This window comes from Arthrobacter sulfonylureivorans (genome assembly GCF_047607445.1).
GTDB lineage: Bacteria > Actinomycetota > Actinomycetes > Actinomycetales > Micrococcaceae > Crystallibacter > Crystallibacter sulfonylureivorans_A.
The window spans coordinates 75786-96636 of record NZ_JBLKRT010000016.1 but is presented as its reverse complement, the minus strand read 5'-3'; the positions used below and the strand labels follow the sequence as shown (position 1 = coordinate 96636).

19 protein-coding genes are annotated in these 20851 nt (G+C 66.3%); 9 read left to right on the top strand and 10 right to left on the bottom strand.

Annotation, left to right across the window (positions count from 1 at the left end):
- Window positions 1-789: EamA family transporter (locus ACMX2H_RS09840; RefSeq protein ID WP_414960319.1), on the top strand; the 789-nt coding region annotated here is incomplete at its 5' end.
- A 118-nt stretch (window positions 790-907) separates the two neighbouring features.
- Window positions 908-1645 (top strand): polysaccharide deacetylase family protein, encoded by a 738-nt coding sequence (locus tag ACMX2H_RS09835; protein ID WP_414960318.1) that lies wholly within the window; start codon window positions 908-910, stop codon window positions 1643-1645.
- Between the two features lie 78 nt (window positions 1646-1723).
- Here ACMX2H_RS09835 and ACMX2H_RS09830 read toward each other — a convergent pair whose 3' ends face one another.
- Complete coding sequence (locus ACMX2H_RS09830; protein WP_414960321.1) at window positions 1724-2425, bottom strand: endonuclease/exonuclease/phosphatase family protein; 702 nt, start codon at window positions 2423-2425, stop codon at window positions 1724-1726.
- Window positions 2426-2708: 283 nt separating this feature from the next.
- On the opposite strand from ACMX2H_RS09830, the gene ACMX2H_RS09825 reads away from it, so the two are divergent.
- The gene (locus ACMX2H_RS09825; protein WP_414960317.1) at window positions 2709-4067 is read left to right on the top strand and encodes an exonuclease domain-containing protein; all 1359 of its coding nucleotides are present in this window, start codon (window positions 2709-2711) and stop codon (window positions 4065-4067) included.
- A 220-nt stretch (window positions 4068-4287) separates the two neighbouring features.
- Window positions 4288-5793: an aldehyde dehydrogenase family protein gene (locus tag ACMX2H_RS09820; RefSeq protein WP_414960316.1), complete on the top strand. Its 1506-nt coding sequence runs from the start codon at window positions 4288-4290 to the stop codon at window positions 5791-5793.
- A gap of 90 nt (window positions 5794-5883) precedes the next feature.
- On the opposite strand, the gene ligM is transcribed toward ACMX2H_RS09820, so the two are convergent.
- The 6 genes from ligM to ACMX2H_RS09790 all read right to left on the bottom strand — a co-directional run bounded on the left by ligM (window position 5884) and on the right by ACMX2H_RS09790 (window position 11670).
- Window positions 5884-7290: a vanillate/3-O-methylgallate O-demethylase gene (ligM, locus tag ACMX2H_RS09815; protein ID WP_414960315.1), complete on the bottom strand. Its 1407-nt coding sequence runs from the start codon at window positions 7288-7290 to the stop codon at window positions 5884-5886.
- Between the two features lie 102 nt (window positions 7291-7392).
- Window positions 7393-8064 carry a GntR family transcriptional regulator gene (locus ACMX2H_RS09810; protein WP_240691827.1) on the bottom strand — a complete coding sequence of 224 codons (672 nt, stop codon included), beginning with the start codon at window positions 8062-8064 and terminating at the stop codon, window positions 7393-7395.
- A 66-nt stretch (window positions 8065-8130) separates the two neighbouring features.
- Complete coding sequence (locus ACMX2H_RS09805) at window positions 8131-9093, bottom strand: VOC family protein (protein WP_414960314.1); 963 nt, start codon at window positions 9091-9093, stop codon at window positions 8131-8133.
- A gap of 9 nt (window positions 9094-9102) precedes the next feature.
- On the bottom strand, window positions 9103-10254 hold the full coding sequence (locus ACMX2H_RS09800; RefSeq protein ID WP_414960313.1) for a 4-oxalomesaconate tautomerase: 1152 nt from the start codon (window positions 10252-10254) through the stop codon (window positions 9103-9105).
- On the bottom strand, window positions 10244-10939 hold the full coding sequence (locus ACMX2H_RS09795) for a 4-carboxy-4-hydroxy-2-oxoadipate aldolase/oxaloacetate decarboxylase (protein WP_414960312.1): 696 nt from the start codon (window positions 10937-10939) through the stop codon (window positions 10244-10246). The genes ACMX2H_RS09800 and ACMX2H_RS09795 overlap by 11 nt, the downstream gene beginning before the upstream one ends.
- Window positions 10936-11670, bottom strand: coding sequence for a PIG-L deacetylase family protein (locus ACMX2H_RS09790; RefSeq protein WP_136785933.1), 735 nt, complete (start codon window positions 11668-11670; stop codon window positions 10936-10938). The genes ACMX2H_RS09795 and ACMX2H_RS09790 overlap by 4 nt, the downstream gene beginning before the upstream one ends.
- 186 nt (window positions 11671-11856) lie before the next feature.
- Between ACMX2H_RS09790 and ACMX2H_RS09785 the strand changes: the two genes are divergently transcribed.
- The 3 genes from ACMX2H_RS09785 (at window position 11857) to ACMX2H_RS09775 (ending at window position 14081) form a co-directional block, all read left to right on the top strand.
- A complete protein-coding gene (locus tag ACMX2H_RS09785) occupies window positions 11857-12447 on the top strand; it encodes a TMEM175 family protein (RefSeq protein ID WP_414960311.1) in 591 nt (196 codons plus the stop codon).
- A 182-nt stretch (window positions 12448-12629) separates the two neighbouring features.
- The gene (locus ACMX2H_RS09780; protein ID WP_414960310.1) at window positions 12630-13406 is read left to right on the top strand and encodes a VOC family protein; all 777 of its coding nucleotides are present in this window, start codon (window positions 12630-12632) and stop codon (window positions 13404-13406) included.
- Window positions 13407-13553: 147 nt separating this feature from the next.
- Entirely contained in the window at window positions 13554-14081 is a 528-nt protein-coding gene (locus ACMX2H_RS09775; protein WP_414960309.1) for a VOC family protein, read from the top strand.
- On the opposite strand, the gene ACMX2H_RS09770 is transcribed toward ACMX2H_RS09775, so the two are convergent.
- Window positions 14078-14989 (bottom strand): helix-turn-helix domain-containing protein, encoded by a 912-nt coding sequence (locus ACMX2H_RS09770; RefSeq protein WP_414960308.1) that lies wholly within the window; start codon window positions 14987-14989, stop codon window positions 14078-14080. The genes ACMX2H_RS09775 and ACMX2H_RS09770 overlap by 4 nt on opposite strands.
- A 77-nt stretch (window positions 14990-15066) precedes the next feature.
- On the opposite strand from ACMX2H_RS09770, the gene ACMX2H_RS09765 reads away from it, so the two are divergent.
- Window positions 15067-16041: a formylglycine-generating enzyme family protein gene (locus ACMX2H_RS09765; RefSeq protein ID WP_414960307.1), complete on the top strand. Its 975-nt coding sequence runs from the start codon at window positions 15067-15069 to the stop codon at window positions 16039-16041.
- Window positions 16042-16050: 9 nt separating this feature from the next.
- On the opposite strand, the gene ACMX2H_RS09760 is transcribed toward ACMX2H_RS09765, so the two are convergent.
- Complete coding sequence (locus ACMX2H_RS09760; RefSeq protein ID WP_414960306.1) at window positions 16051-18387, bottom strand: arylsulfatase; 2337 nt, start codon at window positions 18385-18387, stop codon at window positions 16051-16053.
- 92 nt (window positions 18388-18479) lie between these two features.
- On the bottom strand, window positions 18480-19820 hold the full coding sequence (locus ACMX2H_RS09755; RefSeq protein WP_414960305.1) for an MFS transporter: 1341 nt from the start codon (window positions 19818-19820) through the stop codon (window positions 18480-18482).
- 106 nt (window positions 19821-19926) lie between these two features.
- On the opposite strand from ACMX2H_RS09755, the gene ACMX2H_RS09750 reads away from it, so the two are divergent.
- Window positions 19927-20844: a LysR substrate-binding domain-containing protein gene (locus ACMX2H_RS09750; RefSeq protein ID WP_414960304.1), complete on the top strand. Its 918-nt coding sequence runs from the start codon at window positions 19927-19929 to the stop codon at window positions 20842-20844.
- Window positions 20845-20851: the final 7 nt, after the last annotated feature.

The window sequence follows — 20851 nt, the reverse complement described above, 5'->3', positions numbered from 1 at the left end:
GCATGGTGGTGGAAAGCGGGCCTCCTCGGCGCGCTGAACATCGGCATGTTCTTCGCCCTGCTCTTCATTGCCGCCCACCGGCTCCCCGGCGGCGTGGCAGCGACCATCGGCGCCATCCAGCCTTTGCTCGTGGCAGTCCTGGCCTCGCGCTGGATCGGCGAGCGTTTGACGTCCGCCAAGATCGTTGCCGCGGCCGCGGGACTGGCCGGAGTGGCACTGCTGGTGCTGCAGTCCCAGGCCAGGCTGGATGCCGTGGGCGTGGCGGCGGCCTTGGGAGGGACGGCCTCGATGGCCGCCGGCCTGGTGCTGACCAAAAAGTGGGGCCAGCCGGCCACGTCTCTGGCCGTGACCTCCTGGCAACTGACCGCCGGCGGGCTGCTGCTGGTCCCGCTGGCGCTGTTCGCGGAGGGCCCGCTGCCCACGCAGCTTTCGGTGCTGAACCTGGCCGGCTACGCATATCTTGCCCTGGTGGGCACGGCCCTGGCCTACGCACTGTGGTTCCGCGGACTGCAACTGTTGCCCGCGTTCAGTGCGTCGCTGCTGGGGTTGTTGAGCCCCGTGGTCGCCACCGTCACGGGCTGGCTGGCCCTTCACCAACAACTCCCCCCCGGCCAAACCGCCGGCTCCCTGCTGATCCTGGGAACGCTGGTGGCAGCCAACCTGCCGCGAAGGAGGACGCCGGAGCCGGCACCGGCCGCCGCCCGCCCGACAGCCCCAGCCGTCCGGGGACGTACCGCCATCGCCAACTGCGTCAAGGAGCCTTCGGGAACAGCTCGGAAAATAGGGTAGGTCTACCCTCTTGCCGCTTCCCGCGCATTTGCTCCAAAATGGCGCCTAGCCGCGTGCGCCCTACGAACTGGATACCTCAGTTCCGGCGGCACGGTGTTTGGGGGAAGGACGGTGCGCCATGCGTACCAGCCGAATTCTGATCATCTTGGCGACTGTCTTGGGGCTCATCACCGCGGGGTTCGTGCCCAGCGCCCAAGCGGCCATTAACTGGACGCAAAGCGAGGCGCGCGGACCAAACCACACCAGCCGCGTGGTGCTGAGCTATGACGATTGTCCGAAGACTTTGAGCTCTTTCAAAAGGGTCATGAAGCACGCCAAAAAGAAAAACATCGGACTCGTCATCGCACCCACCGGAGGCTGCTTGCAGAAGTACAGAAAGAAATACGACGTGGACCTAGCGAAGCTGGCCCGTTCGTATGGCCAGTACGTCATTAACCACAGCATCAACCACCGCAAGGATATGAAGACGCTCAGCTGTAGCGCTGTTGCCCGGGAACTTCGCGCCCCTGGCGTGGTGACCAATTACGGCCGCCCGCCGTACGGCCGCATCGATGATTCGGTCCGCTGTGGTTACCGTAAGGCCGGCATGAAGCCGTGGCTGTGGACCAGAGGCAGCTATGACACCACGGGCAAGACCAAAGCGCAGGTGGTGTCCAGCGTGGCCAAGATAGCCACCAAGGGCGGCACCATCTTGATGCATATGCAGTGGAACGGCTTCAATCCCGATGCTATCAGCAAGATGAAAGCCAAACTGGCCGATCGCGGCCTCAAGGTATGCCGGGCCTATCGCGGCAAGGACAACAAAGGCTCCGTCATCACCAGTCCGGTGAAGCTGCCGTCAAAGCTGCCCTGCTAGACATCTCTCCGGCCGCGCGGATACCAGCTGCGCGCACCCACCTGACGAGGTCGAGTGCCGGCATCCACGTGTGGACCGTTAGCTGGCGCGGGCGTGGTAGTTCTCGTCGACGTATTCCGCGGTCACCAGGATCGGCAGGTGGTCCGACTGGCCGCGCGGCAGTGTCTCCACGCTCTGGATATCCAGCCCCAACGATGTGGCGAAATCGAAGTGCCCGCGGAACAGCTTGTAGCGGGTGTAGGTCCTGCGGTTGCTCAGGGTCAGCGCGTAGCCGGTTTCTTTCAGGTGCTCCACCAGGTTCTTGGTGAAGAACGGGTAGTTGAAGTCGCCCACCATCAACGTCATCTGCAGGCCGTCGCCGCCCATGCCCAGCAGCGCCTCGTGGCCGGCCTTGATCTGGTGCCGGCGCAGGGAGTTGGTGGCCGTCAGAGGCGCGGCGTGGAAGTCGCCGATGACGACTTCGTGTTTGGTTTCGTTGTCCACCATTTTGACTCCGAGCAGTCGCTCATGAGCCGGCGCTAGCACATAGTCGTGCAGCGATTTCTTCAGTTCGAAGGTGTTGGTGTCGACAGCTGAGAATCTTTTCTGGTCGTAATAGATGGCCAGTCCGAGCCTGTTCCCTTTGGTTGAATCGGCCAACTGCAGGTGGCCCAGCTTGTCCGGGAGCTTCTCTGTATCTGCTTCCTGCAGGCACATGACGTCTACTTCGTAGCGATCGGTCAGGTCTTCGAGTTCCGCGCTCGCACTGTGCTTCCGGAGGTTGTAGCTAATAGCTTTCAACAAGGGATCACCCTTCCAAGGCGGCGGTAGTTGTTGCCTGCGGCCCATCCTACCGAGCCAGTCTGGGTGTTCCACCTAGACTCAGTCGGCGGACGTCATGAAAGCAGCGCATTCAAGCCGTTCGGGTTCGAAACTCAGATGGGAAGTCTCGCTGCACTTGACCTGCGCTAGAAAATGCAGCGGCGCGACCCGTCTCCGCTTTCGGCCACGATCCACCCACTTCCTAAGGCGGCTTCGCGCCCCTCGATCCGCACCTATTGGCAGAGCCGCCTAGCGCGCCTTGATGTCGCGTTTCACCATACTGTCCCTGCCGGGTTATATGGTCGTGCTGACGCACGAGCGAATCTATGGGGGAACAATGCAACAGGGATACTTTGCGGTAATCGACACCGAGACAACAGGCTTGTTTCCGGGCGGCCAAGACCGCATAGCCGAAATCGCCATTGTCACACTCGATCGACGTGGAAGCGTCGTCGACAGGTGGGAGACGCTCATTAATCCGGGTAGGGATCTGGGCAAACAGTCCTTGCATAAGATTCAGGCGCGGGACATCTTGGAAGCGCCGACTTTTGCCGATATTGCAGACGAGATCTCCTGGCGTCTGTCTGGGACCATCGTGACCGCGCACAATCTATCTTTCGACGCGCGGTTCCTTGATGCCGAATTCCGCCGGGCCGGACAGCCGTTGCCGGACTTTTACTTCCCCCGCGGCTTATGCACGATGCGGATGGCCCACGAATACCTTCCCGGCGCCGGCCGGTCTTTGCAGGACTGCTGCGATTCCTTCGGAATCGAGCTAGAGAACGCTCACTGCGCCGGTGACGATGCCGAAGCAACCGCAGTGCTGTTGTCTCGCTATATGGAGCTGGACGCCCAGCTCAGCGACTGGGACTTTCTGCTCAACGAGGCGACTTCAACTAGGTGGCGCCACGATCCGCCTACGCAGCTCGTCCCGCCGGTGACGAGGTCAATCGGGGCCAGGGAAGGACAGCACTTCCTAGAACGCATTGTCGTTCGGATGCCTGAATACACCGGCCCTGCTGAACATGAAGAGTACCTTGCCCTGCTCGACCGCGCGCTGCTGGATAACTATCTCTCTGCCCACGAGGAAGCAATGCTCGTCCAGACCGCAAACGAACTCGGTATCAGCCGATCACAGGCCGCCATACTGCATGCCCAGTACTTCAATGAAGTGGTCACGGCTGCATGGGCGGATGGCGTCCTCAGCGTCGACGAGATGCAGGACCTAGAGAAGATCGCTGCGCTCCTCCAAGTGAGCCCCGACGCAGTGGAGGCTGCCCGGCAGCCGCGCGATGCTCGTGTTCCGTCAGGGGACGGTAATACGGACAAGCAATCTGATTCAAGCTTCCGGAGTCCACTTCATCCCGGTGACATGGTGGTACTTACAGGTGATATGTCCAGGCCCCGGGACAATATCGAGGGTCACCTGCGCGATGCCGGCTACGTCCCGCACCGAGCGGTCACCAAGAAGGTCAAGCTGCTGGTCGCTGCCGATCCGGATTCCCTCTCCGGAAAGGCCCGGAAAGCCCGGGACTATGGCATCCCCGTCGTCGGGGAGGAGTACTTGTGGCAGGCACTCGCAAACGTCCCCGGCCACAACCCCAATCTCGCCGCTCGCTGACCAGTATTAGGCACCGGAGTCCCATGCAGCCGCAGGAAAATGATCCTCGTCAACCTCTAGCACTCCCTCCGGATATAGGTAAAGCTGTGGGGAGGGGAATCAGGATCCTGCCCATCCGAACGTGTGCCGATCTCCTGGACGCGGTATGGGCAGCGACGCGATTGATGCCCTCCTGCCTCCGGTATGGGACCGGATGACAAACACAGAGAGGTGTTGTGAGATGACTGATTTGGCAAGCACACCGGGCCAAACCACCCAAGTCACTACGGGGCTCTACATTGGGGGTGAAGTCCGCGATACCGGCGAGACCTACGCCGTGGCGGACCCCGGCAAGCCCGGCGCAGTGGTGGGATACGCCGCTGCCGCGTCCAAGCAGGATGTGGCCGACGCCGTTGCCGCCGCGAAAACCGCCTTCCCGGCCTGGGCTGCCCTCGGCGCGAAAGAACGGGCCGCCCGGCTCGCCGCAGCCATCGAAGGCCTCGCCGAACTGCGGGACGAGGACGCGGCCATCCTGTCCCAGGAAAACGGGAAAATCCGGATGGAAGCCTGGATCGACGCCCTGGTCTTCGACATCCGCTTCCAACTGGCCCTGGCCCTCGCCGACCAGGTGGACCAGGGCAAGATCCTGGAACCGGCACCGGGCATCCCGGTAACCACCACCGTGGCCTACCAGCCACTCGGCGTGGTGACCATCATCGTCCCGTTTAACTGGCCCATCGCCATCCTCGGCGCCTCGCTGCCGCACGCCCTGCTGGCCGGCAACACCGCCATCCTGAAACCGCCGCCCACCACCCCGCTGGCCATCACCCGGGTCGTCCAGCGCGTGGCGGAGAAACTGCCGCCGGGCGTGCTGAACATCGTCACCGGCCACGACAGCGAAATGGGCGGGCTGATCCAGAACGACGACGTGGCCAAGGTCTGCTTCACCGGCAGCGTCGGCGGCGGCAAGAAAATGATGGAAATGGCCTCCAAGTCCCTGACCCGCGTCACCCTCGAACTCGGCGGCAACGACCCCGCCGTCTTCCTCGACGACGCCATCCTGGACGACACCCACCTGGACCGGCTCTACGCGGCGATCTTCGACACCACCGGGCAGATCTGCATGAACGCCAAACGCGTCTACGTGCACCGCTCCCGGATGGACGAACTGGTCGCCGGACTCTCCGCCCGGCTGGAAAAAGCCGTCATCGGCTACGGACTGGACGAAACCACCACCATGGGCCCGCTGCACCAGCCCGCGCAGAAGACCTTCGTCGAGGAACTCATCGCCGAAGCCAAGAACGCCGGCGCCGACGTCCGCGAGTTCGGCGAACTGCCCGGCGACCCCGAACTCCAAGGCGGCAACTTCCTCAAACCCGCCCTCGTCGTAGACCCGGACCCGTCCCTGCGCGTGGTCACCCAGGAACAGTTCGGCCCGGTCATCCCGATCATCCCCTTCGACACCGAAGAAGAAGCGATCACGGCCGCGAACGACACCTGGGCAGGCCTCTGCGGATCGGTGTGGACCGCGGACAAGGACAAAGCCAACACCGTCGCCGCGCAGCTGCTCTGCGGCTACGTCTGGGTCAACGACCACGGCGCCACCCGGCTGGACCTGCGCGCCCCGTTCGGCGGCATGAAACACTCCGGTTTCGGCCGCGAACAGGGCATCGAAGGCATCCGCGCGTTCCAGGACACCCGCTCCATCGCGCACCTGGACGAAGCAGCCGCCGCAGCCGGCCACTAACAACAACCACCACGGCGTGTGGCCGGCCCTTGCCTCAAAGGCCGGCCACACGCCGTTTCGTTACCCGGCCACCCGGCTGCCGCAGCCGGCTTAGACGGCCTGAGCCGTCCGCCATCCGCCGCGGTATTCGTTGCGGGCCGTCACCGAGTAGGGCGCCGGGCTGACCACGGCGCGGACCTCCAGCTGCTGGTGCGGCTCAACCGTGGTCTTGCGCGTGCCGCCGTCGGGCTCTCCCCACACCACCTTCACCTCGGTGCCGATTTCCACGTCCGGGTTGACCGTGGCCAGGGACAGGGCCCGCTTCTCGTTGGCGCTGTAGCCGGTGAACAGGGACAGGCCCACATTCGTGCCGCCGGCGTCGACGATCGCGTCGTAGTTCGAGGACCCGTAGTTGGCGTTGGGCAGATCGAAGTACTTGTAGGGCGTGCCTTCAGTGTCGAACAGCGAGGCGAAGATCTTGGTCATGTCCTCGGCGTTCCAGGCCAGCGTGACCTTCTTCCGCTGCACAGCCGGGTCGATTTTCTCCAGCGCCTCGCGGCCGATGAAGTCATGGTCGAACTTGACGAAGGAGCCATAGCCGAGCTCCCACGGATTCAGGTAGTAGTCCTCGATCTTGTCGGAAACGAAACTGCCGGCCACCGCGTTCACGGCCTCATAGCTGTCCGCGCCGAGCCATTCGCGGTACGGCCGCAACTCCTCGCCGGAGTAGATGGCCGGCAGCGGCGACGGGATCCAGCCGGATTCCAGCGTGTTGGACGAATATGCCCGGGCGCCGACGGCCAGCATGCCGAACTCCTCGCCAGCCTCCAAAATGGCCTCCCGGATCCGGTCGTACGATTCGTACGGCCCCCACAGTTCCAGTCCCGGCGCCCCCGCCATGCCGTGCCGCAGCGTGCGCACCTGCGTCCCGGCCACCTGCAGGTGGTCCATGCTGAAGAATTTCAGCTGCTCCACGGTGCCGCCATTGATCTTTTCGATGATCTGCCAGGCGTTCGGGCCCTGGATTTGGAAGCGCCAGTACTTGCGCTGCACCGGCTTGCCCATCGGCCGCGACGGGGACCGGCGGTCCACCTCCAACTCCACGTCGTACCCGCCGGTCTGCCCGTGGAAGAGCAGCCAGTTGGCCGCCGGGGAACGTCCCACATAGACAAACTGGTCCTCGGCTTCGTGGAACATGATGCCGTCGCCGATCACGTGCCCGGACGGTGTCGTCGGCACATATTGCTTGGCCTTGTTCACCGGGAAGCTAGCCACCGAGTTGATCGCGGTGTCGGAGATCAGTTTCAGCGCGTCCGAGCCTTTGATGAACAAGTTGTCCATGTGGTGCGTCTGGTCGTAGAGCACTGCGGTGTCCCGCCAGGCGCGGACCTCGCTGCGCCAGTTGGTGAACTCAGGCGCCACCACTGGGTAGATATAGGCGCCGATCTGCGAATTGCGCAGCATATCAACGGTGTTGCCGGCCTGGTCCAGGACCTGCTGCAGGTTCTGTGCACTCATGATTCCCCTATCCCCGCCAGCCGGGGCCGGCGTATCTTGTCCCATGCTCCCGGTCGCCGGGGCATGCTGATCGATAGCGGGTGGCTGGGGAACCGGCGTGCGTCAGCCGCCGGGCTCCTCGGCTGCCCGCATGATGGCAGTGGCAACGCTCTTCAGGTGCTTCTCCATGGCGGCTGCGGCCCGTTCCGGGTCCTTGGCGCAGACGGCGTCCACAATCTCCAAGTGCTCGGGCAGCGAGACGGACGGCCGCCCCGGCTGCATGGCCAGCCGGAACTGGAACCGGACGCTCTGGCCGCGCAGCCGCGCGATCAGGGCCGCCGCAGTGTTGTGCCCGCCCAGCTCAATGACCCGGCGGTGCAGGGTCTTATTGCAGTCCGAGTACTTCAGCAGGTCACCGGTTTCCACGGCCTGGCTCATGGTCCGGCCGAGGGCCTGCAGTTCCTGCACATCCTCGTCGGTGACGTGCTCCGCTGCCTTCGCGGCGCAGATGGCCTCCAGCGCGGCGCGGACTTCGGTGATCTCCACCGCTTCCTCCACCGAGACCGCCCGCACCCGGGCGCCCCGGTTCTGGATCCGCTCCACCAACCCCTCCAGCGTCAGTTCCGCCAGCGCGGCCCGGACCGTGGCCCGGCTGGCGTTGAACTCGGCGCAGATGTCCGCTTCCACCAGCCGCTGGTTGGGCACCAGTTCGCCCCGGTCGATTGCCTTCTTCAGTCCGGCGACGACGGCGGCCGAGTCGGTGGACTTCGGGACGGCGGTGGGGGTGGTGCTCACGGGAGGCTGCTCCATGCTGGTTTGTGTGCTGACAAAGTTGTTGGCAATAACCTAGCCCACCCGGTCTCAGTGCTCGTCCGGCACGTCGATCGGCGGCGTGCCATGGGTGTGGAAGGTGGAGATCGTCTGCATGCCCCAGGCCTGGCCCTTCTTGCGTTCCGTCTCGCTCCACACCACCGGCTGCCAATCCGGTGCCAGCAGCAGCCGCGCGCCGGCGTTGGCGAACTCGATGCGGTTGCCGCCCGGCTCGTACACGTACAGGAAGAACGTCTGGTTGATGGTGTGCTTGTGCGGACCGGACTCGATGTGGATGCCGTTCTCCAGGAAGATGTCCGCGGCCTTGAGGATGTCTTCCCGGGTATCCGGCGCGAAGGCGATGTGGTGCAGCCGCCCGGAGGCGCCCAGGTTGTCAGCGGAGTAGACCAGGTCGTAGGACTTCTGGCCGAACCGGAACCAGTGGGCCGCGGTGCGGCCGTTGTCCAGCCGGATGAGTTCGCTGTCCTTCAGTCCCAGCACCTCTGCGGAGAACTTGGCGTTCTCCTCCACATTGGCGGCCAGGTAGTTGATGTGGTCCAGCCGGCGGGCGTTGACGCCGTGGCCCGGGAAGCGGGAGGCCTGGTTCTTCAGCGCCGGCTTGTCGTCCGAGGCCTGGTACCACTCGGTTTCGTAGTAGACGGACATCGGGTGCCCATCCGGGTCCGTGAAGTGGAACGACGGGCCGACGCCGAATTCGCCGTCCTGCCAGCTTCCGCCCAGTCCGGCTGCCTGGATCGAGGCGACCAGCCGTTCCAGCGCCTCGGGTGACGCGGCCCGGTGCGCGACCAGTCCGACGCCGGAGGCCGCCCGCGGGGTCAGCTTGATGCTCCAGTTCTCGTAGTCGTCCCAGGTGCGGAGGAAGACCGAATCGCCGGCGCGGCCGACTTCCCGCATGGCCAGCAGGTCGTTGAAGAACCAGTAACTCTCCTCGAATTTGTCCGTGAAGAGCTCGATGTTGCCGAGATGGGCGATATCGCGGTGATGGGGTGTCATGCTCATCCTTTAGGTGGTGGCTGGTGTTTGTTCGCGGGGGAAAACGGTGCCGTCGAACAGCTTCCGGGCTGTCCGCAGCACCGTGGAGGATGTGGTGGTGAGGCCGGATGGCCCCTGTTCCAGGGCGGCGCCCACGTCGAGGTAGCCGGTGGGATGTTCCAGCCGCAGCGGCTCGTCGTCCGCGGGCAGCTGCGTGAATTCGTGCCCGACGGCGTCCGGCAGTTGGATGCCGGCCGCCACGGTGGTACCGCCGAGCACGCCGATGGAGGAGTGGCAGCGCACCGGCAGGAAGCTGCGGGTGGTCACCGCGCCGCCGTTGCGCGGCGCGGCGAGCAGCACCAGTTTGGGCACGGTCTTGCCGGCGACGTCGCCCATGCCCATCAGTTGCGCCACTTCCAGCCGGATCCGGGCCAGCCGGGCCGCCAGCTCCGCGTTGGCTTCCAGTTCAGCGGGCTCTTCGTAGCCGCTGACTCCGAGATCGGCAGCCCGCATCAGGACGGACGGCATGCCGTTGTCCACGCAGGTGACCTCCACGCCGTCCACCACATCCTTGGTGTTGCCGGTGGGCAGCAGGGCTCCGGTCAAGGAGCCGGCGGTGTCGGCGAAGTCCAGCGTGATGGGCGCTGCCGTGCCGGGCACGCCGTCGATGGCAGCGTGGCCGCGGTAGTCCACACGGCCGCCGGACGTCGCGAAGGTAGCCGTGGCAATGCTGTCCGAATTCACCATTCGGATGCGCACCGACGTCGTGCTTTCCTGCGCCGGAACCAGGCCACGTTCGACGGCGAACGGCCCAATGCCGGCGAGGATGTTGCCGCAGTTCTGGCTGTCCGAGACGACGGCCTCGTCCACGGCCACCTGCAGGAACAGGTAGTCCACGTCGGTGGTGCCGTCGGCCGAGCGCGAGACGACCGCCACCTTGCTGGTCAGCGGGTGTGCCCCGCCGATACCGTCGATCTGCCGGGTGTCCGGGCTGCCCATGATCCGCAGCAGCAGGTCGTCCCGCTCGGCCGGATCGGCTGGCAGGTCCTCGGCCAGGAAGTAGGCGCCCTTGGAGGTGCCGCCGCGCATCAGCAGGCAGCGCACGCCGTCGTCGTAGTGCGCGGGGCCGGAGGCCGGGCCCGTGTCCAGGGGCCGGGCAGCGCCGTCGGGGTCAGCCGTCATAGTCCTCGGCCGCCACATATTGCACGCCGAGTTTCTCCAGCAGCGGCCGCAGCCCGTAGTAGTCCAGGCCCAGCGTGCCCTCCTGGAACACCGAGCGGGTCTTGGCTTCCTTGGCTTCCCGTGCCTTCGACGCCTCGATCGCGGCCGGGACGTCCAGCCGCGGCACACAGACCACGCCGTCGTCGTCGGCCAGCACCACGTCGCCGGGCCGCACCGTAATCCGGCCCAGCGTGATGGGCACGTTGACCGCGCCGGCGCTGGCCTTCACCGTGCCCTGCGCATGCACGGCCGCGGACCAGGCCGGGAAGCCCATCGCCTGCAGTTCGGCGACGTCGCGGATGCCGGTGCTGGTGACCACGCCGCGCACGCCGCAGTACTGCAGCGCGGTGGCGAACAGTTCGCCGAACAGCCCGTCGGTGCACTCGGAGGTGGTGGTGACCACCAGGATGTCGCCGGGCCGGCACTGTTCGATGGCCGCGTGGATCATCAGGTTGTCGCCCGGCCAGCACAGCACGGTGACGGCGGTGCCGGCCACGCGGGCACCGGACTGGATCGGCCGGAACTGCGGGCCGGCCAGCCCGGTGCGGCCCATCGCCTCATGCACCGTGGCCACGCCGAAGCCGGCGAGCGCGTCGACGTCGGCCAGCTCGGCCCGCGGCGGGTTGGTGACGATGACGTTTTTCATGCCAGCGTGTCGGTCACTTGCGGGTAGTAGCGCATGTAGGCCTCGCCCTTGGTGTCCGTGGTGAAGCCGAGGTTGGGGCCGGCGTTGCGCTTGACCTGCACACCGCGGCGGACGGCGAGGTCCGTGTAGTAGTCCCACATGTGCTGCTGCGCTCCGAGGCACTCCATCGCCTTGCGTTTGGCGGCGAAGGCCTCGGTGATGTCCAGCAGCACGTTCGGCTTGAAGTCGCACTGTTCGGGCTGGTGGGGTTCGAAGAAGAACACCGGCGGCGCGCCCAGCGGATCGCCCGGCGCGTCGTAGCCGATGGCCTGCGCCAGCACGCGCGCGTCCAACGCCATCCGCGCGGCGGCCGGGTGGTCGCCGTTGTAGGGGTCCACCAGCGGATGGGTCAGTACTACGGTGGGCTTGACCTCGCGGTAGATCTGGACCAGCTGGTCCACCAGTTCGCGGGTAGGCACCAGCGGGTAGTCGCCGGCGTCCAGGAACCGGACCTCCGCGCCCAGCGCTGCGGCGGCATTTTCCGCCTCCTCGCGGCGGATCGCCTTGATCTCCTCCAGGCCCTTGCCTTCGCGCCAGGCCTTGGCGGACTCGCCGCGTTCCCCATAGGACAGGCACACGACGACGGCGCGCTCGCCCCGCTGCGCCGCGGCAGCAATCGCTCCGCCTGCCCGCCAGACGAAGTCGCCGGCATGGGCGCTGACCACCAACAGCGCCGGTTCGGTGTTGTTCACGGATTCTCCTTGCACTCGGTCTGTTCCGTGTGAAGTCAATCACCGGAACCTCGAGATTGTCAACAATCTTGGTTCCAAATTGCACTCCCCGGCATGCTGGCCGATCGCCCCTGCTGGCCTTCCGGTCACCTGGCACTTCCCAACCGCGAATGGCAGGACGATGATTTCGTGCATGGAAGTTCCGCCATGAACAAGAACAGGCTCGAAGCATTCAGCGACGGAGTGCTGGCCATCATCATCACCATCATGGTGCTGGAACTCCACGTGCCCGAAGAACCCACCTGGCAGGCCTTGTTTGAGCAAGCCCCCGCGTTCTTCAGCTACCTGCTGAGCTTCGTCTACGTGGGTATTTACTGGAACAACCATCACCACATGCTCCACCTGGCCGGGAAAATCAACGGCACCATCCTCTGGGCCAACCTGCACCTGCTTTTCTGGCTGTCCCTGTTCCCGTTTACCACCCGATGGATGGATGAGATGAGCTTTGTTTCCATCCCGGTTCTGGTCTACGGATTGAATCTGCTGTTGGCCGCCATCGCGTACTACATCCTGGAAACCTGCCTCATCCGCCAGCAAGGTCGCGACGGGGCGCTGGCCCAGGCGCTGGGCCGGGACTGGAAGGCGAAAATTTCACCGCCCATCTACGTTTTCGGCATCGCGGTGGCGTTGCTGCAGCCGCTGGTCAGCATCGCGGCCTACACGGTGGTGGCGGCCCTGTGGCTGCTACCGGACCGGAGGGTGGAGCGCTTCCTCGCCCGTCAAGAGCGTGAACCTTGAGGCATGGATAAAAGAAGGCGCGACTAGCCCAGAAGTCACGCATTACCGGTGGAATTACCGGTTGCCGCCCCGGAAGCCTCAGTGCGCGCACCAAGCCACCGGATTTTTCCGTTGCCGCCTGAGTGGGCCCCGAGTATGCTCGCGCATGTCTCCACCACCCTTCCGTTGAACAGGAGCACGCCATGCCCAAGCCCACGTTCAGTCCCGGCGCACCCTGCTGGGTCGATCTGATGACCTCCGATCCGGAGAAGGCCAAGCAGTTCTACACCGAACTCTTCGGTTGGACGTACGAGGTCGGCGACCAGGAGAAGTACGGCGGCTACACCACGGCGCTGAAAGACGGCCAGGCCGTGGCCGGCATCATGCAGAGCCAGGACTCCGGCTACCCGGACGTGTGGAGCACCTACCTGCGGGTGGAGGACATTGACGCCGCCACCCGTGCGGCCGCAGCCAACGGCGGCCAGGTCTACATGCCGCCAATGGAGGTCCCCGAGCAGGGCAAGATGGCCATGATCGGCGATGCCGGCGGTGCCGCCGTGGGCCTCTGGGAGTTCGCCGGCCATACCGGCTACCAACTGGCCGCCGAGCCCGGTGCCCCAGCCTGGCACGAGCTCTTCACCCGTGATTACCCTGCCACCGTGAAGTTCTACGAGGACGTTCTCGGCTGGGACACCGAGGTCATGAGCGACACCGACGAATTCCGCTACACCACGCTCGGCGCGGGCGAGAACGCCACGGCCGGCATCATGGACGCCACAGCCTGGCTGCCCGAAGGCGTCCCCGCCCACTGGCGCGTCTACTTTGCCGTGGAAAACACGGACGCCGCTGTCGAGAAGGCCACCGCCCTGGGCGGCAGCGTGGTGCAACCCGCCGAGGACACGCCCTTCGGCCGCATGGCCACCCTGACCGACCCCACCGGCACCACCTTCCTGGTCGCGCAGGATCTGCCCGGACGCTAGCCGATGCCAGCACAGCAGCCGGGCACCTGCGGTCCCCGCCGGCTCCCGTGCCCTTCAATAACGACGGCGGTGCCCGGCTAAGTCCCGCCCCGCGCCTTGGCGGAAATCTTCAAGACCGGACACCGCCCGCGCCCCTAGCTTGGAGGCATGATGACCAACACCACCCAGCCCGCCCACGGCGAACATACCGACCACGGCGTCCCGCACGGCATGACGTCCTTGACGCCGTTCATCGCGCTCACCGACGCTGCGGGCGCCATCGACTTCTACACCCGCGTCCTCGGAGCCAAACTGCTGGACCGGACCGACATGCCGGGCCCCGACGGCAGCCCCGTCGTCGTCCACGCCACCCTGGATTTCGGCAACGGCTGCCTGCAGCTCGGCGAGGTCAACCCGGCCTACCATCTGGTCGGCTCGCCCGAGGGGGACGATGACTGCTATTCGCTGGGTCTCTACGTACCGGACGTGGATGCCGCGGTGGAGCGTGCGGTGGCTGCGGGCGCCAGCGTGCGCGAGGACGTCAACACTTTCGTATCCGGAGACCGGTACGGCAGCATCCGCGATCCCTTCGGCGTCCGCTGGTCCATCATGACGCGGGTGGAGGACCTGTCACCGGAAGAGAGCAGCCGCCGCGTGGCCGAATGGGCGGAATCGATGGCGTCCGGCGAAGCCTAACCTTGCTTCTCGCGCTGGGCCGCCGGCGGAGCCGGGTACTGGCGCGGCGTGAACCCCAGCACCTGGCGGAATTCCCGCGTCAAATGCGCCTGATCGGAGAAACCAAGCTCGGCAGCGAGTTCGCCGAGGTCCGTTGCGGGTTCGGCGCGGACGCGCTCGGCGGCGTCCTGCAAGCGACGACGGCGCAGCATCAGCACGGCCGACATCCCCACGTAGCGGGACGCCAGCCGCTGCACGCTGCGCTCGGACAGGTGCAGTGCCCGGGCCAACTGAGGCGCTGACCGGATATCGCCCTCGTCGATCAGGTCCACCATCTGGTTGGCGAGTGCGGCGTCGTCGGACATCCCGCCGTCGGACCGCTCGGCTGCGAGCGACTGGATGTAGTCCTGCAGCAGATCGGCAGCGCGGGCGCGGTATGCAGCAGCAGAAGCGGCGTCTTCGGAAGCTGCAGGCCCGGAACCTGCGAGCCAGGAATCTGCCGGCCCGGATTCTGCGGTTCCGGAATGCTCCGCCGCCCCCGAACTTCCCATCACTTCGCAGATCGACCGGTGCAGGCCAGCCGCCGCTATCGGGGCATCCACGTCCAGCAGTTCGGCCGGCCGCTCCGCGAACAAGCGCACCCCGGCGGGTTTCAGCAGCGCGCCAACCGCCCACCCACTGCCAACCAGCACCCTGGTGGACGCCCGGCTGGTCGGCCCGTAGATCGCGACGCCGTCCGGCTCCACCACCACGTTGCTGGCCGGATAGCCCAGCACGAATTGCTCCGTCTGCTCCCCGACGGGCAGATCCCACTCCGGAATCCAGATCTGGCGCACGAAGGCAGCTGCATCCGCTCGCGCCGCAAACCTTGTCACAGCGGACCCGGTGCCCGGCGTCAGGTGGCCCTTCGTCGTCGGCCTGAAGCTCATGCTGCGATCGTAGCCGTCCGGTGCTTGACCGGTCCGGCACGGCACTATCCTGAAAGGACAGCCTGCGAAGGAGCCGTATGTCTTGCTGCCATGGGCCGGAGCGCGAAGCCGGCACTTCGGCGACCCCTGCAACTGGTACCGGAAGTGCTGCCCAGCACAACGGTGCCGCCGCGGCGGCCGCTCCCGCCACCCAGAAGCGTGGCATCGAGCAGGTCTCGCTGCCCGGCGGACGGTTCCTGATGGGCGACGCGTTCGACGAGGGCTACCCGGAGGACGGCGAAGGCCCGGTCCACGCGGTGGCGTTGTCTCCCTTCACCATGGACGCCACCGCCGTAACCAATGCCGAATTCCACCGTTTCGTCGCCGCCACCGGCTACCGCACCGAGTCCGAGGTCTACGGCTACTCAGCAGTGTTCCACCTCCTGGTCGCCGCCGATGAGCCCGACATTCTGGGCCGGGCCGAGGGCCTGCAGTGGTGGGTCACCGTCCGGGGCGCCGATTGGGCGCATCCGCACGGGCCGAAATCCTTCTGGCAGGACGTCCCGGACCACCCCGTGGTCCAGGTGTCCTGGAACGACGCGATGGCCTACTGCCGCTGGGCCGGCCGGGCGCTGCCGACCGAGGCGCAGTGGGAGTATGCCGCGCGCGGCGGCCTGGATCAGGCGCGCTACCCCTGGGGCAACGAGTTGGTGGAGCCGGACGGGACGCACCGCTGCAACATCTGGCAGGGCGCCTTCCCCACGCACAACACGCTCGACGACGGCTTCCTCGGCCCTGCCCCGGTGCGCACCTTCCCGCCGAACGGCTTTGGCCTCTATGAGACCAGCGGCAATGTGTGGGAATGGTGCTCCGACTGGTTCCTGCCCAAGTACTACCGCAAGTCGCCGGAGGACAACCCGACCGGGCCCACCATCGGGCAGGGCCGGGTCATGCGCGGTGGATCGTTCTTGTGCCACGATTCGTACTGCAACCGCTACCGGGTCGCCGCCCGGTCGAAGAACACCCCGGACTCGGCGGCCAGCAACATCGGCTTCCGCACCATCGCTGCCTGAGCGCCGTCGTTATTCGAAGGCAGCGGCCATGGCGCGGTCCAGTTCGATGATCTGTTCCGGGTTGTAGTCCGCCTTGGGGCCGGGGGTGTAGCGGACGTGGCGCAGTCGCCCGGTGTAGCGGTAGCAGCCGTGGCGCCGGGAGAGCTCCCAGTCCACCGGGCCGCCGCGGTCCAGCCCCACGCTGATTCCGGCGAAGGGTGCCATCCCGGTCAGCTGGAAGACCTCCGGCAGGATGGCCGACTGGCGCCCATCCAGGTGCAGGCTGATGGCCCACTTGAAGTCCGGCAGTGCGGCAAATTCCACCCTGACGTCGTGGAGCCCGGGTTCGATCGGGGCGCCGATGCGCTTGACCTCGCCGTACTCGTTGTAGGTCAGGACCAGTTGGCCGTCCTCGATGAACAGCACGTAGCCGCCGCCCTGGTCGCCGTGCGCCACCAGCACGCCGCCGTCGCCGTCCGCTAGCTCCAGGTGCGCGTCGATGGTGAAGGAGCGCAGCCGGACCAGCTTGGCCGAGCGGTAGCGCTCCAGCGTGGGTGCGCCGGGGTACAGCGTCACCGGTTGTTCCAGCAGCAGTTCGCTGGGCGGCCGGTTGCGGTTGAACGAGCCGTCGTCGTTGAGCGGGTAGACCTGGTTCCACCAGGCATCTGCCTGCCATTTCGCGGCGAGCTCGCGCACCTTGTCCGGGTGTTCGGCGGCTACGTTGACCAGTTCGGTGGGGTCGGCGGCCAGGTCGTACAGTTCCCAGCCGTCGTGTTTCCAGCCGGGACCGTTGGGCTCCGGGGCAATCGCCTTCCACGTCCCGGCGATGTAGCCGCGGCGGCCGTTGAGCTCGGTGTACTGGGTGGTGTGCGCCGACGCTGCCGCCGGGTTCCGCAGCCAGTTGGCGAACGGCACACCGTCCGTTTCCCGGACCGGCAGCCCGTGGCGTTCGGCCAGCGGCTCCACGCCGGCAAGTTGCAGCAAGGTGGGGCCGATATCCACGGCATGCGCGAACTGGTGGCGGACGCCGTCGTCATCCGCCGTCCGGGGCAGGCCGGCAGGCCAGGACAACAGCATGGGCACCCGGACACCGCCGGCATGCGGGAACGTCTTGTACATCCGGAACGGGGTGTTGGACGCGTAGGCCCAGCCGCGCGGGTAGTGCACGTAGGTCCGCGGGCCGCCGATCAGCTCGGGGTCCCGCGGCACGTCCGGTTGCCAGTCCTTGGGCAGGCCGGACCGCGGTGCCGAGAAACGGCTGAAGTAGCTGCGCGTCCCGGTGTCGCCGCCCTCCGAGGTACCGCCGTTGTCCGAGGTGAACACGATGATGGTGTTCTCATACTCGCCCAGTGCCTTCAGGTGGTCCGTCAGCCGGCGCAGGTTCTGGTCCACGTTGTCCACCGCGGCGGCGTAGGCCTCCATGTAGCGGGCGAACAGCGCCTGCTGTTCGGCACTGAGCGAACCCCACGGCACCACGTCGGATCCGGGCTCGGCATTGCGCGGGGCGCAGGCCGTGCCTTCCGGGAACAGTCCCAGCTCAACCTGCCGAGCGAACCGCTCCGACCGGATGTGGTCCCAACCGGATTCGTAGCGGCCGCGGTACTTCTCCATGTCCGCCGCCTTGGCCTGGACCGGCCCGTGCACCGCGGTGTGCGCGAAGTAGAGGAAGAAGGGCTTGCCCGCGTCGCTGCTGCGCAACTCGGAAATCATCCCCATCGCCTGATCGGTCAGGTCGTCGGTCAGGTAGTAGTCCTCCGGATATTCGTCTACCACCACCTGGCTGTTGTCCCGCACCAACCGGTGCGGGTGGAACAGCGAGGTGAACCCGTCCATGCAGCCGTAGTAGCGGTCGAAGCCGCGCTGCACCGGCCACGAGGACTTCTCCGCGGCATCGTGCATCTTCGACTCCACCGTCAGATGCCATTTACCCACCATGAACGTGGCGTATCCGGCCGCCCGGAAGTTCTCCGCCAGCGTGGGCGCGTCCGCCGGCAGTTCCATGGCCGAGTTCGGGAAACCCGGATCCATGTGCGGCACGTAGGCAAAACCGGCCCGGTGCGGGTTCATTCCCGTCATCAGCGCGGCCCGCGCCGGCGCGCACATCGGCGGCGTCTGGTAATTGCCCAGCCGGTACCCGTCCGCGGCAATTTCGGCCAGCGCCGGGGTGTCGATCTCCCCGCCGAACGGGGCAATGTCGCTGTACCCCATGTCATCCATCAACATCACGACGACGTTCGGCGCGCCTTCCGGGGCACGCGTTGCCGGCTTCCACGCGGCGACGGATTCACTGGCTTTTTCGGCGACGGTTCCCTCGAACCCGGCGTAGTCCCGCACCGGGTGCGGGCCGTTGTGGAGATGATCGTTCATGGTTTTTCCTTTGGTGGTGCCGCCGTCCACCCCGCCACAGGGCAGCGGGGTGGACGGCTGGGATACTGCAACGGCCTGGGCCGGTTGGTGTGTCAGCCGATCTCGGCGCGGTGGCTTTCGCGGGTCATCAGGACGGCTGCGGTGCCCGCGGCGATGACCAGCGCCCAGAAGACTGCCACCAGCGCGGTGCCTCCGCCGGCGGCGATCACCAGGCCGGTGGCGATCATCGGTGTGAAGCCGGCTCCCAGCACGGATGCGCCCTGGTATGCGAGCGAAGCGCCGGTGTAACGCACGTGGGTGGGGAACTGCTCCGCGATGAAGGCGCCGATCGGCCCATACAGCAGTCCTTGGACAAGTCCGTTGCCGACGACGATGGCGACGGCGAAGCCCCACAGGGTGCCGTTGTCCAGCAGCACGATCAGCGGGTAGGCCAGGACGATGCCGATGATGCCGCCGATGACCAGCATTTTCCTGCGGCCCACGCGGTCGCTCATCCGGGCGGCCCAGAAGGTCACGATCAGCGTCATAACGGCGCCGGCGGCCTTCCAGTTCAGCACGCCGGAGCGGTCCACGCCGTTCTCCACCGCCACCGAGACGCCCCAGACGGTGAGCAGTCCCTGGCAGCAGTAGAAACTCATGGTGGCGACGAGGGCCAGGACCACGGCCTTCGGGTGGTTCCGCAGCACGTCCAGGAGCGGCATCTTGCGCTTTTCGCTGGCGTCCTCCAGCTTGGCGAACATCGGCGACTCCGTCACCTTCAGCCGGATCACCATGCCGACGACGATCAGGACCGCGCTCAGCAGGAACGGGATGCGCCAGCCCCACTCGAGGAACTGGTCGCCGGTGGCGGCGGAGACGGCGGAGACCACCAGCGTGGCCAGAATGGCACCGGCAGGTCCACCGGCATTCGCGAAGGAGGTGGCGAAACCGCGCTTGGTCTTCGGCGCGTGCTCCAGCGCCATCAGTGCGGCGCCGCCCCATTCACCGCCGACCGCGACGCCCTGGACCAGGCGCAGGATGACCAGGGCGATCGGAGCCGCCATCCCGATCTGCGCCGTCGGCGGCAGCATGCCGATGATCATGGTCGCAACGCCCATGATCAGCATGGACAGCACCAGCATTTTCTTGCGGCCGATCCGGTCGCCGAAGTGCCCGAAGACCACACCGCCGAGCGGACGGGCCACATAGCCGGCGGCCAGGGTGGCAAAGGAGGCGAAGAGGGCGAACCCATCGCCGAGGTTAGCGAAGAACACGTGCCCGAAGACCAGCGACGCCGCCGTGGCATACAGGATGAAGTCGTAGTACTCGATGGCGCTGCCGATGAAGCTGGACGAGAGGATGCGGCGCATCTCCCGCGTGTTCAGCGACTCGTTTGCTTCCGGCAGCGTCGCCGGAGCCTTCACCGCCGTGCTGGTGTTGCTGGTTGGTTGCACGTGGAACTCCTCGAAGGGTTGGGGTCGGGGCTGGTTGCTACAAGTGTGCTGCAGGCCACATAATATGGAAAATCAATTGTTCCGATGCGAACCATCAAGAGGACTTATGTCTGAGCTCACGCTGCGGCAAATGGAGTACTTTGTCGCCGTGGTGGACCACGGCTCCGTTACCGCCGCCGCGGCCGCCTGCCACGCCTCACAAGCTGCCGCATCCATGGCCATCGCACAACTCGAGAAGGCCCTGGGAGCCGACCTGCTGGTGCGCAGCCGGTCACGCCAGATTGCCTTGACGCCGGCCGGAATCGAGTTCGCCACCCACGCCAGGGCGGTGCTCGAACGGGTGACCGAGGCGGCAGCGTCCATCTCCGACAACCTGGGACAGATTCGCGGCCCGCTCCGCGTCGGCTGTAGCCAGACGCTCTCGCCACGGCTGGTGCCACCGCTGGCCGAGTACTTCACGAAGCACCACCCGGAGGTGGACCTGCGCTTCACCGAAAGCTCTGCCGGAGCCGTGCAGGACGGGGTGCGGGAAGGCCGGCTCGACGTCGCGCTGGTTTATGCACTTCAGGCCGAGGACGATCTGGACCGGGAGGTCCTCAAGGACATCCAACTCCAGGTGGTCCTGCCTCAGGGCCACCTGCTTGCGAAGGAGTCCGCGGTGCGGCTGAAAGACATCGCCGCCGAACCTGCCATCCTGCTGGACGTCCCGCCCACCATCGAGCGTCTGACCACGGTGGCGCGGCTGTCCGGCGTGGAGCTCAATGTGCGCTGGACCAGCGCCAACATGGAGACCATCCGCAGCATGGTGGCCCGCGGCCTCGGCTACTCATTCGCCAACAGCCCTCCGGTCGACGGCACCACTTTTGACGGACTCCAGGTGGTGCACCGGCCGGTGGCGGATAAGCATGCCCGCAACGCCATCGTGGCCCTGCTGCCGGCCGGCCACACTCCCCCGCGCCGGGTCGCCGCCGCCGTCGACGTGCTGCGCCGGGCCGAGGCTGCCCGCCCGGATCAACTGCCGTGACCTTGGC

Coding starts and splice junctions, on each gene's coding strand:
- ligM (WP_414960315.1), bottom strand. CDS start 7,290: ATGAGTGCACAGAACCTGCAGCAGGTCCTGGACCAGGCCGGCAACACC.
- ACMX2H_RS09820 (WP_414960316.1), top strand. CDS start 4,288: ATGACTGATTTGGCAAGCACACCGGGCCAAACCACCCAAGTCACTACG.
- ACMX2H_RS09835 (WP_414960318.1), top strand. CDS start 908: ATGCGTACCAGCCGAATTCTGATCATCTTGGCGACTGTCTTGGGGCTC.
- ACMX2H_RS09750 (WP_414960304.1), top strand. CDS start 19,927: ATGTCTGAGCTCACGCTGCGGCAAATGGAGTACTTTGTCGCCGTGGTG.
- ACMX2H_RS09765 (WP_414960307.1), top strand. CDS start 15,067: ATGTCTTGCTGCCATGGGCCGGAGCGCGAAGCCGGCACTTCGGCGACC.
- ACMX2H_RS09825 (WP_414960317.1), top strand. CDS start 2,709: ATGTCGCGTTTCACCATACTGTCCCTGCCGGGTTATATGGTCGTGCTG.
- ACMX2H_RS09760 (WP_414960306.1), bottom strand. CDS start 18,387: ATGAACGATCATCTCCACAACGGCCCGCACCCGGTGCGGGACTACGCC.
- ACMX2H_RS09780 (WP_414960310.1), top strand. CDS start 12,630: ATGCCCAAGCCCACGTTCAGTCCCGGCGCACCCTGCTGGGTCGATCTG.
- ACMX2H_RS09785 (WP_414960311.1), top strand. CDS start 11,857: ATGAACAAGAACAGGCTCGAAGCATTCAGCGACGGAGTGCTGGCCATC.
- ACMX2H_RS09795 (WP_414960312.1), bottom strand. CDS start 10,939: ATGAAAAACGTCATCGTCACCAACCCGCCGCGGGCCGAGCTGGCCGAC.
- ACMX2H_RS09770 (WP_414960308.1), bottom strand. CDS start 14,989: ATGAGCTTCAGGCCGACGACGAAGGGCCACCTGACGCCGGGCACCGGG.
- ACMX2H_RS09800 (WP_414960313.1), bottom strand. CDS start 10,254: ATGACGGCTGACCCCGACGGCGCTGCCCGGCCCCTGGACACGGGCCCG.
- ACMX2H_RS09805 (WP_414960314.1), bottom strand. CDS start 9,093: ATGACACCCCATCACCGCGATATCGCCCATCTCGGCAACATCGAGCTC.
- ACMX2H_RS09775 (WP_414960309.1), top strand. CDS start 13,554: ATGATGACCAACACCACCCAGCCCGCCCACGGCGAACATACCGACCAC.